Origin of the sequence: Kribbella jejuensis (assembly GCF_006715085.1) — a bacterium.
Lineage (GTDB): Bacteria > Actinomycetota > Actinomycetes > Propionibacteriales > Kribbellaceae > Kribbella > Kribbella jejuensis.
Map to the genome: position 1 here is coordinate 953291 of NZ_VFMM01000001.1, position 12554 is coordinate 965844.

A 12554-nucleotide genomic window follows, 5' to 3' on the forward strand; every position below is an offset into this window, starting at 1 on the left:
GTTACTCGCCTTCTACCCGCATCACACTGCTGACTTCACGGACGATGTCCATGTCCCGCAAGGACTCCACGGTCGCGGACAACGCGGCGTCGGTCGCGGTGTGGGTGACCACCACCAGTTGCGCGTCGCTGCCCCGGCCCTCCTGGCGGACGGTCTGGATCGACACGTCGTGCTCGGAGAAGGCCTGGGCCACCGCCGCCAGTACACCGGCCTTGTCGGCCACGTCCAGCGACACGTGGTAACGGGTCATCGCCGCACCCATCGGCCGCACGGCCCGCTGGGTGTACGACGACTCGCCGACCCCCGGCACACCCTTGAGCCGGTTGCGCGCGGCGGACACCAGATCCCCGAGGACTGCACTGGCCGTCGGGGCGCCGCCGGCACCACGACCATAGAACATCAGCCGCCCGGCCGCCTTGCTTTCCACGAAAACGGCGTTGTACGCGTCCCGGACACTGGCCAGCGGATGGGTCAGCGGGATCATCGCCGGGTACACCCGGGCGCTCACCGAGTCGGTCCGTTCGTCCAGCTCGCAGATCGCCAGCGACTTCACCACGCAGCCCATCTCCCGGGCGGAGGCGATGTCGGTCGCGGTCACCTCGGTGATGCCCTCGCGGTGCACGTCGGCGATCGACACCCGGGTGTGGAACGCCAGGCTGGCGAGCAGCGCGGCCTTGGCGGCAGCGTCGAAGCCCTCGATGTCGGCGGTCGGGTCGGCCTCGGCGTACCCGAGGGCCTGGGCCTCCTCGAGCGCCTCGTCGAAGCCGGCGCCGGTGCTGTCCATCTTGTCGAGGATGTAGTTCGTGGTGCCGTTGACGATGCCCATCACCCGGACCACGTCGTCACCGGCCAGCGACTCGCGCAGCGGCCGCAGGATCGGGATCGCCCCGGCCACCGCGGCCTCGAAGTACAGGTCGCGCTGGTACTTCTCGGCGGCCGCGAAGAGCGTCGGGCCGTCCTCGGCGAGCAGGGCCTTGTTCGCGGTGACGACCGAGGCGCCGTGCTCGAGCGCGGTCAGGATCAGGCCGCGGGCGGGTTCGAGGCCGCCGATCACCTCGATCACCAGGTCCAGGTCGCCGCGCGACACCAGCGCCTGCGCGTCGGTCGTGATCAGGCTCGGGTCGACCGCGATGTCGCGCTCGCGTCCGGCCCGCCGGACGGCGATGCCCGCGATCTCCAGGCGGGCGCCGACACGGGCCGCCAAATGGTCCGCCTGCTCGGTCAGGATCCGCACCACCTCGGTGCCGACCACGCCACAACCGAGCAGGCCTACCTTGAGAGGTTTTTCGTCGTTCATTCGGCAGCACCCATGTCCAGGAGAAGCAGGTCGTCTTCGGTCTCACGGCGTACCACGACGCGCGTTCGGCCGTCCTTGACCGCGATCACCGGTGGCCGCGGCACGTGGTTGTAGTTGCTCGCCATCGACCGGCAGTACGCGCCGGTCCCCGGTACGGCGACCAGGTCGCCGGGCCGTAGGTCGGCCGGCAGGAACTCGTCCTTGACGACGATGTCACCGGCTTCGCAGTGCTTGCCGACCACGCGGGCCAGCGTCGCCGGGGCGTCGGAGTACCGGTTCGCGAGTGTGCAGGAGTAGTCGGCGTCGTACAGCGCGGCGCGGATGTTGTCGCTCATCCCGCCGTCCACCGACACGTACGTCCGGGCCGCGCCGGCGTCCAGCTCGACCTCCTTCACGGTGCCGACCGAGTACACCGTGCACACCGCCGGGCCGACGATCGCGCGGCCGGGCTCGATCGACACCTTCGGTACGTCGACGTCGAACGCGCGGCACTCGTGCTCGACGATCTTGCCCATCTCGGTGGCCAGCTGCGCCGGGTCGGAGGGATCGTCCTGCGTGGTGTACGCGATGCCGAAGCCGCCGCCCAGGTCGAGCTCCGGCATGTCCACGCCGAGTTCGTCGGAAACCCTTGCGTGCAAGGCGATCACGCGCTTCGCGGCGACTTCGAACCCGGAGGAGTCGAAGATCTGCGAACCGATGTGCGAGTGCAGGCCGAGCAGCTCGAGCTCGGGCGCTTCGTTGATCCGGGCAACGGCTTCGAAGGCCGCGCCGGAGGTGATCGAGAAGCCGAACTTCTGGTCCTCGTGCGCGGTCGCGATGTACTCGTGGGTGTGCGCCTCGACGCCCGCAGTGACCCGGACCATCACCGGCGCGACCACCCCACGCTCGCCGGCCAGCTCGATCAGCCGCGTGATCTCGTGCTGCGAGTCGACGATGATCCGGCCGACCCCGGCGTCCAGCGCGCGGGCCAGCTCGGACTCGGACTTGTTGTTGCCATGGAACCCCAGCCGCTTCGGGTCGGCACCGGCCCGCAGCGCGACCGCCAGCTCTCCCCCGCTGCAGACGTCGAGGTTCAAGCCCTCTTCCATCACCCAGCGGACGATCGTCGTACACAGGAACGCCTTGCCGGCGTAGTACACGTCGAAGTCCTTGAATGCGTGCTTGAACGCGCGGGCCCGGGCGCGGAAGTCGTCTTCGTCCAGGACGTACGCCGGGCTGCCGTGCTCGGCGACCAGGTCGCGGACGTCGACGCCACCGACCACGAGGGCACCTTCGGCGTCCTTCTTCGCGTTCATCGACCACAGCGACGGGACCAGCTCGTTGGGATCGCGGGGAGCGCGCAGCCAGGGCGGTGCCCGGTGGCCGATGTCGGCGTGCAGCGCGCCCGCCTCGTGCGCCCTCACATCCGCTCCGGTGCGGAGACGCCGAGCAGGTCCAGCCCGTTGGCGAGCACGGTCCGGGTCGCGGAGACCAGGGTCAGCCGAGCCTTGTGCACCGGCTCCACCTCCTCGTCGCCGCGCGGCAGCACGCGGCAGCTGTCGTAGAACTTGTGGAACGCGGACGCGGTGTCCTCGAGGTACCGGGCGATCCGGTGCGGCTCGCGCAGCTCGGCGGCGGTCGCGACGACGCGCGGGAACTCGGCGAGCGCGCGGAGCAGGTCGCCCTCGCGCTCGTGGCTCAGCAGCCCCGGGTCGAACTCGTCCAGCTTGATCCCGAGCTCGTCGGCGTTGCGCAGGATCGAGGCGAGCCGGGCGTGCGCGTACTGCACGTAGAAGACCGGGTTCTCGCTGGCCTGGCGGGTCATCTCCTCGATGTCCAGGGTCAGCGGCGAATCGGCCGGGTAGCGGCAGAGCGTGTAGCGGAGGCCGTCGACGCCGCCCTCCTCGACCAGCTCCGCGAGCGTGACGATCGTTCCGGCCCGCTTGGACAGCCGCATCTCCTCGCCGCCCTTGAGGATCTTCACCAGCTGGCCGATCAGGATCTCGATGTTGTGCTCGGGGTCGTCGCCGGCGCAGGCCGCGATCGCCTTCAGCCGGTTCACGTAGCCGTGGTGGTCGGCGCCGAGCAGATAGATACAGGTCTCGAACCCGCGCTCGCGCTTGTTCACGTAGTACGCCGCGTCGGAAGCGAAGTACGTCGGCTCGCCGTTCGACCGGATCAGCACCCGGTCCTTGTCGTCGGTGAAGTCGGTCGTCCGCATCCACAGCGCGTCGTCGGCCTCGTACAGGTGACCCTGGTCACGGAGCTTCTGGATCGCGTGCGGTACGCCGTCCTGCTCGTGCAGGCTGCGCTCGGAGAACCAGACGTCGAACTTCGTCCGGAAGTGCTCGAGCTGCTCCTGCTGCTCCTTGAGCTGGCGCTCGTACCCCGCCTCGCGGAACGCGACCAGCTGCTCGTCCTCCGGCAGCGTAAGGATGTCCGGGATCTCGGCGACGATCCGCTGGGCGAGCTCCAGGATGTACTCGCCGTGGTAGCCGTCCTCGGGGATCTTGTGCCCGTGCGCGGCCGCCCGCAGGCTCTCGCCGAACTTGTCCATCTGGTTGCCGCGGTCGTTGATGTAGAACTCGCGGGACACACTCGCCCCGGCCGCGGTCAGCACCCGGGCCAGCGCGTCGCCGACGGCGGCCCAGCGGGTATGACCCAGGTGCAGCGGACCGGTCGGGTTCGCCGAGATGAACTCGAGGTTGATCGTCCGGCCCTGCAGGCTGTCGCTGGTGCCGTACTTCTCGCCGGCCTCCAGGATCGACTGCGCGACCTTGCCCTGGGCATCGGCCGCGACCCGGAGGTTGATGAAGCCGGGGCCGGCGATCTCGACGGCGGTGATCGCCTCGTCGTCGCGCAGCTTCGCGGCCAGCAGCTCGGCGAACTGGCGCGGGTTCAGCCCGGCGCGCTTGCCGAGCTGCATCGCGACGTTGGTGGCGTAGTCCCCGTGCTCGGGGTTCTTGGGTCGCTCGACCTTCAGCTCGCGCGGCAGCCCGCCCTCGACGGTGATGGTGCCGTCGGCGGCGAGCGCGGCCAGGGCCTGCAGGATCTTCTCAGCGAGCTGTTCCGGAGTCACCGGATCAGCCTAATGGGCTTCCGCCGAAACCCTTGACTCGCTATCCACAGCGCGGTACGACGGTCACTCCCACGGATTGACCAGCTCGATCCCGGTGCCGTCGAAGTCCTTGGTGTTGCGCGTCGCGAGAGTCGCGCCGGCGACCCGGCAGATCGCGGCGATCTGCGCATCGGGAAGGTCGATCGGCAGGCCCGCACGCTCGCGTCCGACCACGACCTCGGGATACAGCGAAGCAGCCGCGTTGTCGAACGGCAGGATCGCCTCCGCGAACTCGTCGAAGATCTCGTCGGCGGCAGCCTCCAGCACCGTCTTCCGCCGGCCGCTTGGCATCCGCCTGAGCCCGTACCGGATCTCGGCGACGGTGATCGCCGCTGTACACAAGCCGTTCGAGCGATGTCCGGCGTACCAGTTGACGACAGCTTCGTCCGGTCTGGCTTTCATCAGTTCAGACCCGACATTGGTATCGAACACGATCATCAGTCGAAGTCCACGACCCGGGGCTTGCTGTTGCGCGGAGGAATGTCCAGGTCGACACCGCCCAGCTCGGCGAATCGCTCATGGAGTCGCTGCAGGAGATTCTGCTCTTCTTCTTCCGTTCCGACAGCTTCGACGATGATGGCCCGGGCCTCCGCCTCCATCGATCGGCCGTGCCGGGCCGCCCGGACCCGCAGCCGGTGCTTCACCTTGTCATCGAGATTGCGCACTGTGATCGCCGCCATCGCCACCACCTCCTGCCATCAATGATAGCAGCGCTTGCAGTGCTCAATGGCGCGCTGTGATCTCGATGTGACTGTTGCGTACCAGTGGGGTGTCCCAAGCGGCGGGTTTGCCGTCGACGGTCACGCTCAGGTTATTGCAGGCGCCGGCGAGGCACTTGGCGTCGTACTGGACTCCCCAGAGGGTGAAGAACTGGGCGAGGGTCGACTGTTCGGCGGCGGTTTTGGCCTCTACCCAGACCTCGCCGTCGGTGGTGTGGGTGTGTACGGCGGCCTGCTGGGCGCGGAGCTTGTCGATGCCGATCCCGGCCGCGACCTGCACCGGCTTGCCGTCGAGGGTGACCGCGATGTTCAACGTGTACGGCGAAGGGCCGGAGAAATCGAGCGGGAGCCGCTCGAACCCGGCCTTGTCGATGTACGAGACCGCGTCCCGGGGCGCGTCCCACGGCGGCGCGCCGGTCCGCAGGTCAGCGGCCGCCGGCGCCGCCGGGCCGACCTGGCAGCCGGTCAGCACGCCGCCGGCGAGCAGCAGCGCACCCGCCGTACCAGCCCACCTGCCAGCTCTCATGGAGAGTCAGATTGCCAGGTGAGCGGGGACAGCGGGACGCCGGGGTCAGCGCTCGGACGGCATCAGGATCCACAGCGCGATGTAGATCAGGAACTGCGGGCCGGGCAGCAGGCAGCTGACCACGAAGATCAGCCGCATCGTGTTGGACGAGATCCCGAACCGGCGAGCCAGTCCGGAGCAGACACCGCCGATCCAGCGATCGTTTGACGGGCGAACCAGAGTGCTGGCCATGAGTACCGTTTCCTTTCCACCGTTGGGCTTACCTCCACTATGACGGCGGCCGCGGCGGATCTGATCCCACCGCGGCGGTCTTCCAGGGTCCGCTCAGGGTGATCCTGGAACCAGTTCCGGAGCACCACGCCGGACCACACCCCGATTCGGGATCCGGCCCCAGTTCCTGCTACTGTTCTGCTCGTTCCTGAGCCCCCGTAGCTCAGGGGATAGAGCACCGCCCTCCGGAGGCGGGTGCGCAGGTTCGAATCCTGCCGGGGGCGCGACCGATCTGGCCGATCCTTGTGCGCAAAGAGCGCGCACAGTGATCGGCCGCCGTGTTTTCTGGGGGCGGAGCCCCCAGACCCCGCCCCGGGAGGGCTCCGCCCCCCGGACCCCCACCGTGAGTCGCTCCGCTCCCTCAGTCCGCCCGGGCGCTTCGCTCCGCTCGCTCACTCAGCCGCTGGGCCGCTTCGCTCCCCTGGTTCTTATGGGAGTGATTCGCCTCGCTCGCTCGCTTGTCGAGGCCGACCCGGACCCCGCCGGAGGTTGCTCCGCTCGCTTGGTCGGACGGGGCGCTTCGCTCCGCTCGCTCACTCGGGCTGGTGGAGACGCTTCGCTTCGCTCGCTCGGGTTGGTCTACACGCTTCGCTTCGCTCGCTTGCCTGGGTACGCGGCTCCGCCTCCCGGACCCCCGGCGTGAGGTCGCTTCGCTCAGTTGGCAGACCTGGGCGCTTCGCTCCGCTCGCTCGCTTGGTGGTTAGGCCGCCTCGCTTCGCTCGCTCGCTTGTCGTGGGGCGGGCTCCCCTCGACCCGGCGCAGGTCGCTCCGCTTACCTCGTCGGACTCGGACACTCGGCAGGTGGGGCACTTCGCTTCGCTCGCTCGCTTGTCGGGGGCTCGACCCGGACCCCCGCTGTGGGTCGCTTCGCTCGATTGGCTGGGTGAGGCGCTTCGTTTCGCTTGCTGGGGTGGGGTTAGGGGGTTCTGTCTTCGCCGGGGGTTTTGCCGAAGGCTTTTTGGTAGTCGTGGGTGAACTGGCTGGGGCTGGCGTAGCCGACCTCGTGGGCGATGGTGGCGGCGGGGGTGGCGCGGGTTCGGAGCTGGATGCGGGCCTGCTGGAGGCGGAGTTGTTTCTGGAACTGGATGGGGGTCATCGACGTCGCGGCGCGGAAGTGGCGGTGGAAGGTCGACGGGCTCATGCCGGCCAGCTCGGCCAGGTCGGCGACGCGGAGTTGGGCGCTGGGGTTTCGGCGGATCCAGCGGATCGCCTCGGCGATGTGCGCCAGCATGCCGTCGGCGAGGCCGATCTGCCGGACCAGCGAACCCTGCTCGCCGGTGAGCAGCCGCCACAGGATCTCGCGGCGGATGCCCGCGGCCAGCACCCGCACGTCGTCCGGACGGTCCGCGATCCGGAGCAGCCGGACGACCGGATCGAGCAGCTCGTCGTCCGCGTCGCTCACCACCAGACCGCCGTACTGCGCCGGACGCGCCGGCAGCTCCAGCAGCAGCGACGCGATCTCGGCCGGATCGAGTCGCAGGCTGACGACCGTGAACGGTTCCTCCCGGGTCGCCTTCGCCGCCTGACCGATCACCGGCAGATCCAGCGAGGTGACCAGGTACTGCCCAGCACCGTACTCGTACGGCACTCCGTTCAGCAGCGTCCGTTTGAGACCGGAGGCGACGATCGCCACCGACGGTTCCGAGATGCCGGCCTCCAGCTCGGTCCGCGCGTCGCGCCGGCTGACCCGGACCCCCGGCAGCAGCTCTCTGCTGTGCTCGTGCCGATACCCCACGGCGTACCGGCAGATCAGGCCCCGCAGCTCGTCGAGCAGTTCCACGTCCCCAGCTTGACAGGATCCGGCAAGACCCGGCCAGGATCGCGCTCACGCTGCCGTCCCACCGGCTGGTCTGATCGAAGGAAGGCCCCGCAGGGGCAGGCACAGCAGGAACGGAGTACGGCAGTGAAACGACGCATCCTCGGCGCAACCGGCATGTCGGTCAGTGAGTTCGCCCTCGGCGCGATGATGTTCGGTGCCATGGGCAACCCCGACCACGAGGACGCCGTACGCATCATCAACCGGGCGCTGGACGCCGGCGTCAACCTGATCGACACCGCCGACGTGTACTCCGCCGGCGAGTCCGAACAGATCGTCGGTACGGCGATCCGCACCCGGCGCGACGAGGTGGTGCTGGCGACCAAGTTCGGTATGCCGATGGGCGCGGACCCGAACCAGCGCGGCGCCTCCCGGCGCTGGACCGTACGCTCGGTGGAGAACAGCCTGCGCCGGCTCGGTACCGACCACCTGGACCTGTATCAGCTGCACCGCCCGGACCACGACACCGACCAGGGCGAGACCCTCGCCGCGCTGTCGGATCTCGTTCAGGCCGGGAAGATCCTGGCCTTCGGCTCCTCGATGTTCCCGGCCGAGACGATCGTCGAGGCGCAGTGGACCGCCGAGCGCCGCGGCACCCACCGGTACCTGACCGAACAGTGCATGTACTCGATCTTCACCCGCCGAGCCGAAGCGGCGGTCTTCCCCGTCACCCAGCGACACGGCCTTGGCGTACTCACCTTCAGCCCGTTGAACGGAGGCTGGCTGTCCGGCCGGACAGACCCGGCCGCGAGCCATCGGGCCACGCTGCGGCCGGAGAGCTACGACCCTGCCGGGCCGACCGGCCGGGTCAAGGCGGCCACGGCCGCCAAGCTGGCGGCCCTGGCAGCCGAGGCCGGGCTGACGTTGCCGCAACTGGCAACCGCGTTCGTTCGCGAACATCCCGCGGTGACCTCGGTCATCATCGGTCCGCGGACGCAGGACCAACTCGAGAGCCTGTTGACCGGCGCCGAGATCCGGTTGTCCGCGGACGTGCTCGACCGGATCGACGAGCTTGTCCCGCCGGGCACCGAGCTCGACCCGGCGGACAACTACGCGACGACGCCGCCCGCGATCGAGCACGCCGAGTTGCGTCGCCGGTCAGGCGGCGGACTCAGCTGATGCCGCAGGCTGTGCGGCAGTAGTTCCACATCTGTTGGCGGGCTGCGTCCGACTCGCGGGTGCTACCGAGGTAATGGGCAGGGCGGATCTGACGGTCGTGCCAGAACTTGCCGGTGGCGGGCCGCGATTCGGTCGCGGCCAGCCACACCGTGGTGTCTGCGCCTTCTTCGGCGGTGCGCAGGAAGGGTCTGGTGAGTCGGCTGAAACCGGGAAGGGACTCTGCGAGGCCTGGGGTTTCAGACCAGCCGGGATGCATCGCGCCGACGAAGACCGGTGTCAACTCCGCGGCCAGGAGTGGAGTCAGTGCGACCTGGACACGTTTGCTTCGGGCGTAGGCGACCGCTGGTTTGTAGGGGGCTTCGCGATACTCGGGGTCTGTCGGGAGGGGCTGGGTGTACATGCCGCCGGAGGACACGAAGACGACTCTCGACAGCTGATGTTTCAGCAGCTCGGTCAGCAGGAGCGGGCCGAGAACGTGGGTGGCCAGCGTGAGCTCGTGGCCCTGGGCGGATTCGGTACGTCGAGGAGGCATCACGCCGGCGTTGTGGATCAAGGCATGGACGGGATCGATCAGCCCGGCGGCGTACCGGCGTACAGCGTCCAGATCGGAGATGTCGCACTCGTCGACCACGAACTCCGCACTGGGGACCTCACGGCGCAGATCGGCCAGCGTGGAGGCGGCACGCTCCGCGTCGCGGACCAAGAGTCTGACCGTGGCGCCCAGGCGCGCGAGGCCCGCGGCAGTTGCCTTGCCGAGGCCGGAGCGGGCTCCGGTGACCACGGCAGTCTTGCCGGTCAAAGAGCCGGGCGCCGGGTCGTCGGCGGGCCAGCCGCGACTGCGGAGGCCGTAGCCGATGCGGGTGTAACCGGGGACTACCAGACGGTCCAGCACGGTGTCGAGGTTCATGCGGTCAACCTGCTCAGCGCATTGCGGAGTCCTTCCTCGGCCGCGTCTCCGAGGCGGTCGAAGGACTTGCGCAGGAACGGTTCCACGAAGCGGGCGAGACCCTTGAGCCGGAACTCCGCCCGGTACGTGACCCGGGTGAGGTGGGACTCGGGATGGAAGGTCATGGTGTCGTGGGCAACGATCGTACGGTTCTCGCCGCGCAGGACGATCCGGTCCGGGCGGACACGCTCCTCGACCACGTAGGTGAGCTCGGTCTCGCGGCCGTTGAAGCGGGACGTGTTGTGGTACGTCGTACCGACTCCGCCGTCGCCTGAGGCCAGCGTGGTACGGACCGTGCCGGGATCCCACTCCTGCGTGGTGCGGAAGTCTGCGAGGTAGTCGAAGGCCCGCGCTGCGTCGGCCGCTACCGTGACTTCGCGTTCGATGACGATCATGGTTTGTCCTCCGTTCGTTCGGCGGCGTGCGCGATGTTGCGCTGCATGCCGCCGAAGACGACGTCGTGGAACGGGCGGACGGCCGCCCAGTACAGCTCCCCCGGCAGACCGCGCGGATGGAACAACGCGCGCTGCCGGAACAGCGTGCGACCTTGCTCGTCGGTGCCGGCGCGCAACTCGAGCCACGCCTCGCCCGGCAGTCGCATTTCGGCGCGGAGCCGCAGCAGCCGGCCACGTTCCAACGTTTCGACCCGCCACCAGTCGAGCGGGTCGCCCACCGACAGGGTGTCGGGGTGCAGCCGGCCACGGCGCAGTCCGGGGCCGCCGACGACCCGGTCGAGCAGGCCGCGGGTCCACCAGCCGAGTCGCCACGAGTACCAGCCGCGGCGCCCACCGATGCCCTCGATCACCTTCCAGAGACGTTCCGGCGGCGCGCCGACCGTGCAGTCGCGCTGGTCGACGTACAGCGAGCCGCCCGACCAGTCCGGATCGCTCGGCAGCGGATCGCTCGGTGCGCCCGGTGTCGAGGCGGACGCCCACGACGTACTGACGTCGAGATCGTGCACCTTCGTCAGCGCGAGCTCGACAGCCCGGTCGAACCCGATGCCGCCCTCGGGCCGCGGGGGAACGTACTGGTCGATGGCGTGGTCCTTGCAGACCACCTCGTGCACCAGGCTGTCGACGAGCGGCCGCGCGATGCCGCTCGGCACCGGCGTGACCAGGCCGACCCAATGACTCGACAGACCGGGCGTCAGCAGCGGCACCGTCACGATCTGCCGGGGCCGCAGGCCTGCAACGGCCGCGTAGCGCTGCATCATCGCGCGGTACGTCAGCACGTCCGGTCCGCCGATGTCGAAGCCACGGCTCACGTCGGCCGGCATCCGCGCAGCTCCGACCAGGTAGCGCAGTACGTCGCGGACGGCGATCGGCTGGATCCGTGTGTCCAGCCAGCGCGGCGTGACCATCACCGGCAGCCGTTCGGTCAGGTAGCGCAACATCTCGAACGACGCCGAGCCGGAGCCGATGATCACCGCGGCCCGCAGCACGGTCGTCGGTACGCCACTGGCCAGCAAGATCTCGCCTACCTCGCGGCGGGAACCGAGGTGCGGCGACAGGTCCTCCTCGTCCGGATACAGCCCGCCGAGGTATACGATCCGGCCGACTCCGGACTCGCGGCAGACCTTTCCGAACGCGAGTGCGGTACGCCGGTCGCGCACCTCGAACCGCCGACCGGAGCCCATCGAGTGGATCAGGTAGTAGGCGACGTCGGTGCCCTCCAGCGCTCTCGTCAGGGCGGCCGGGTCGGACGCATCGCCGGCCACAACCTCGATCCGGGACCTCCACGGGCGGGCGTCGAGCCGCTCCGGGTGCCGGGCCAGGACGCGCACGTCGTACCCCGCGGTCAGCAGCTCCGGGACCAGCCGCCCGCCGATGTAGCCGGTTGCCCCTGTGACCAGGACCCGGGTCATCGCTCGGCCAGCCGCTCTGCCGCGGTGACCGGGTCGTGGTCGACGTACCGCGCTCCGACCGCGGCTGCGAGTTCCGTGGACGCGCCCGCTCCCGCCAGCGCAACCGAACAGCTCTGGGCCAGCCGGGCGAGGCCGGGACGGATCGCGTCGAAGCGGGCGGCGTCCGAGGCCGACAGCATCACCAGGTCGGGTTCGACGACTCCCGCGGTGCGTTCAATGTCCGTCATTGGGGAGTCGGCGCCCAGGAAGACCACGCGCCAGCCGGAGCGGCGCAGGACGAGGCCGAAGGCCAGCAGGGCGATGTCGTGGAGCTCCCCGGGCGGACAGGCCAGCAGGGCCCTCGGACCTGCGCCGCCACCCCAGCCGCGGGACAGCGCCGCGAGCCGCGAGCGGACGACGTTGCTGGCGAAGTGCTCCTGCGCCACGGTCACCTCGGCGCGGGACCACCGGACCCCAAGGTCGTGCAGGTACGGGATCAGTACGTCGCGGATCACGGCCTCGATCGTCAGGGTGGCGAACAGTTCGTCCAGTACGACGTGGGCCGCCCGCTCGTCCAGGTCGTCCAATGCCACCCGGAGACTCGCGGCGGCACCCACTGTCGCGGTCCGTACGGCGACAGGGTCCAGGTCGGGCATCTGGGCAGGCACCGGCTCGGCGAGGACGGCACGCGCCGCCTCCGCGGCGGACAGGCCGTCGGCGAGATACGCGCGCATCCGCTGCACCCGGCGGACGTCGAGCTCGGAGTACAGCCGGAAGCCGCCCGCGGAGCGCGTCGGCGACAGCAGGCCGTACCGGGTTTCCCAGGCGCGCAGGACGTGCTCGCTGACGCCGGCGCGCTTGCTCAACGCGCCGATCCGCAACGAGCCGGGCATCGAAGTCTCCATGGGATCACTATACAAA

At 69.6% G+C, this 12554-nt stretch carries 13 protein-coding genes and 1 tRNA gene; 2 read left to right on the top strand and 12 right to left on the bottom strand.

What is annotated here, in order from left to right; all coding sequences use genetic code 11:
• Position 1: 1 nt before the first annotated feature.
• The 7 genes from FB475_RS04555 to FB475_RS04585 form a co-directional block, all read right to left on the bottom strand.
• Entirely contained in the window at positions 2 to 1297 is a 1296-nt protein-coding gene (locus FB475_RS04555) for a homoserine dehydrogenase (RefSeq protein WP_141852814.1), read from the bottom strand.
• Positions 1294 to 2700: a diaminopimelate decarboxylase gene (gene lysA / locus FB475_RS04560; protein WP_141852816.1), complete on the bottom strand. Its 1407-nt coding sequence runs from the start codon at positions 2698 to 2700 to the stop codon at positions 1294 to 1296. The genes FB475_RS04555 and lysA overlap by 4 nt, the downstream gene beginning before the upstream one ends.
• On the bottom strand, positions 2697 to 4355 hold the full coding sequence (argS, locus tag FB475_RS04565; RefSeq protein ID WP_141852818.1) for an arginine--tRNA ligase: 1659 nt from the start codon (positions 4353 to 4355) through the stop codon (positions 2697 to 2699). The genes lysA and argS overlap by 4 nt, the downstream gene beginning before the upstream one ends.
• Positions 4356 to 4418: 63 nt before the next feature.
• Complete coding sequence (locus FB475_RS04570) at positions 4419 to 4832, bottom strand: type II toxin-antitoxin system VapC family toxin (protein ID WP_141852820.1); 414 nt, start codon at positions 4830 to 4832, stop codon at positions 4419 to 4421.
• Complete coding sequence (locus FB475_RS04575) at positions 4832 to 5074, bottom strand: FitA-like ribbon-helix-helix domain-containing protein (RefSeq protein ID WP_141852822.1); 243 nt, start codon at positions 5072 to 5074, stop codon at positions 4832 to 4834. Before FB475_RS04575 ends, FB475_RS04570 begins: the two co-directional genes overlap by 1 nt.
• Before the next feature lie 43 nt (positions 5075 to 5117).
• Complete coding sequence (locus tag FB475_RS04580) at positions 5118 to 5639, bottom strand: hypothetical protein (protein WP_141852824.1); 522 nt, start codon at positions 5637 to 5639, stop codon at positions 5118 to 5120.
• A 45-nt stretch (positions 5640 to 5684) separates the two neighbouring features.
• On the bottom strand, positions 5685 to 5870 hold the full coding sequence (locus tag FB475_RS04585) for a PspC domain-containing protein (RefSeq protein WP_141852826.1): 186 nt from the start codon (positions 5868 to 5870) through the stop codon (positions 5685 to 5687).
• 191 nt (positions 5871 to 6061) lie between these two features.
• On the opposite strand from FB475_RS04585, the gene FB475_RS04590 reads away from it, so the two are divergent.
• Positions 6062 to 6133, top strand: a tRNA-Arg gene (locus FB475_RS04590).
• A gap of 692 nt (positions 6134 to 6825) precedes the next feature.
• On the opposite strand, the gene FB475_RS04595 is transcribed toward FB475_RS04590, so the two are convergent.
• A complete protein-coding gene (locus tag FB475_RS04595) occupies positions 6826 to 7689 on the bottom strand; it encodes an AraC family transcriptional regulator (RefSeq protein WP_141852828.1) in 864 nt (287 codons plus the stop codon).
• 123 nt (positions 7690 to 7812) lie between these two features.
• Here FB475_RS04595 and FB475_RS04600 point away from each other — a divergent pair, with 123 nt between their 5' ends.
• A complete protein-coding gene (locus FB475_RS04600) occupies positions 7813 to 8844 on the top strand; it encodes an aldo/keto reductase (RefSeq protein ID WP_141852830.1) in 1032 nt (343 codons plus the stop codon).
• Here FB475_RS04600 and FB475_RS04605 read toward each other — a convergent pair.
• The 4 genes from FB475_RS04605 to FB475_RS04620 are packed head-to-tail and all read right to left on the bottom strand — an operon-like array spanning position 8837 to position 12538.
• The gene (locus tag FB475_RS04605; protein WP_141852832.1) at positions 8837 to 9751 is read right to left on the bottom strand and encodes an SDR family NAD(P)-dependent oxidoreductase; all 915 of its coding nucleotides are present in this window, start codon (positions 9749 to 9751) and stop codon (positions 8837 to 8839) included. The two genes, FB475_RS04600 and FB475_RS04605, sit on opposite strands and share 8 nt — an antisense overlap.
• On the bottom strand, positions 9748 to 10185 hold the full coding sequence (locus FB475_RS04610; protein ID WP_141852835.1) for an SRPBCC family protein: 438 nt from the start codon (positions 10183 to 10185) through the stop codon (positions 9748 to 9750). The genes FB475_RS04605 and FB475_RS04610 overlap by 4 nt, the downstream gene beginning before the upstream one ends.
• Positions 10182 to 11654 (bottom strand): SDR family oxidoreductase, encoded by a 1473-nt coding sequence (locus FB475_RS04615; protein WP_141852837.1) that lies wholly within the window; start codon positions 11652 to 11654, stop codon positions 10182 to 10184. Before FB475_RS04615 ends, FB475_RS04610 begins: the two co-directional genes overlap by 4 nt.
• Positions 11651 to 12538, bottom strand: a complete 888-nt coding sequence (locus FB475_RS04620) for a MerR family transcriptional regulator (protein WP_141852839.1) — start codon at positions 12536 to 12538, stop codon at positions 11651 to 11653. The genes FB475_RS04615 and FB475_RS04620 overlap by 4 nt, the downstream gene beginning before the upstream one ends.
• Positions 12539 to 12554: the final 16 nt, after the last annotated feature.